The organism is Nocardioides sp., assembly GCF_034670285.1.
Classification (GTDB): Bacteria; Actinomycetota; Actinomycetes; order Propionibacteriales; family Nocardioidaceae; genus Nocardioides.
The window spans coordinates 1-1,709 of the sequence record NZ_JAXMNS010000569.1; the positions used below are offsets into that span (position 1 = coordinate 1).

A 1,709-nucleotide genomic window follows, 5' to 3' on the forward strand; every position below is an offset into this window, starting at 1 on the left:
TGTCGAGCCCGGCCACGCACTCCTCGATCGGCACCGCGTCGTCAGCGAGCGTCAGCGCCACGGTCGTGAAGCCGGCTGCGGCCACGGTCTCCAGCCCCGTCGACCAGTCCGGCAGCCGCGTCCAGGGCAGCGCGAACACCGCTCCCATGCCCACCTTGATCGCTCGCCGGTAGAACGGGTCTGCGCAGCGCGGCGACAGCAGGACGGCGTCGAAGCCCAGCGCCGCTGCCGACCGGAACACCGCACCCACGTTCGTGTGGTCGACGAGGTCCTCGAGCACCAGCACCGACCGCGCGCCGTCGAGCACCGTGGCGACGTCGGGCAGCGGCCGGCGCTCCAACGACGCGAGCGCGCCGCGGTGCACGTGGAAGCCGGTGACCTCCTCGGCGAGCGACTCCGCCAGCACGTAGCAGGGCGCGTCGGAGCGGGCGAGCACGTCGCCGAGCCCCTCCAGCCAGCGCGGCGCCATCAGGAACGACCGCGCGGTGTGCCCGGCCTCGAGTGCGCGGCGCACGACCTTCTCGCCCTCGGCGAGGAAGAGCCCGTGCTCGGACTCGAAGCTCTTGCGCAGCTGGACGTCGCGCAGGTCGCGGTAGTCGACGAGGCGCGGGTCGCCCGGGTCGTCGATCTCGACGATCTCAGCCATCGGCAGGCCCTGGCCCCGCCCCGGTGGTTCGATCGGGGTAGCGCTCCGGGTGCGCCACGGCCACGACGTCGCCGACGACGATGATCGCGGGCGGCCGCACCTGCTCGGCAGCGAGGTCGTCGCTCAGCTCACCCAGGGTGCTCAGCACGGTCCGCTCCCCCGGCATCGTGCCGTCGCAGACGACGGCCACGGGCGTTGCAGCGTCGCGTCCGCCCTCGAGCAGCGCCGCCGCGATCTGTGGGCCGTGCTCCACCGCCATCATGAGCAGCAGCGTCCCGCGCAGCCGTGCCACCGCTGACCAGTCGGTCAGTGAGCCCGCGTGGCCGGGCGGCAGGTGCCCGGACAGGACGGTGAACTCGTGGGCGACGCCGCGATGGGTGACCGGGATGCCCGCAATGGCCGGAACCGCCACGGGACTGGTGAGACCGGGGATCACGGTGACCTCGACGCCCGCGGCGCGACAGGCCAGCACCTCCTCGTAGCCTCGACCGAAGACGAAGTTGTCGCCGCCCTTGAAGCGCACGACGCGGTTCCCGGCGAGTGCGCGCTCGACGATCACCCGGTTGATCTCCTCCTGCTGGGCCGAGCGGCCGCGCGGCAGCTTGGCCACGTCGATCAGCTCGACGTCGGAGGGCAGGTCGCCCAGAAGCTCGCGCGGCGCCAGACGGTCGGCGACCACGACGTCCGCCGTCATCAGGGCCTGGCGCCCGGCCAGGGAGATCAGGGTCGGGTCACCGGGTCCGCCGCCGACCAGGGTGACTCCGGGCGACCGGTCACGCACCCGGTCAGCGGCGATCAGTCCGGCGCGGAGCCCCTCGAGGACCTGGTCGCGCACGCGCACCGATCGGCGCGGGTCGCGCCCGCCGAGGACGGCGACGGTGACTCCTGCCTCCCGACCGACGGCGGGCGTCCACGCGGTGGCCTCCGCCGCGTCGTCCGAGCGCACGCAGAAGATCCGACGCTCCTCCGCAGCCGCGGACACCGCGGCGTTGACGCTCGCGTCGTCGGTCGCCGCGACGACGTACCAGGTGTCGGCGAGGTCGTCGGGGACGTAGCCGCGGGC

Annotated in this window: 2 protein-coding genes; both read right to left on the bottom strand. The window is 73.8% G+C overall.

Annotation, left to right across the window (positions count from 1 at the left end; genetic code table 11):
• The coding region (locus VOI19_RS19145) for an RNA methyltransferase (RefSeq protein ID WP_323794518.1) at positions 1-646 on the bottom strand (646 nt) is incomplete at its 3' end.
• Positions 639-1,709, bottom strand: a 1,071-nt coding sequence (gene cobA, locus VOI19_RS19150) for a uroporphyrinogen-III C-methyltransferase (RefSeq protein WP_323794519.1), incomplete at its 5' end; no start/stop codon positions are given. The genes VOI19_RS19145 and cobA, both read right to left, overlap by 8 nt.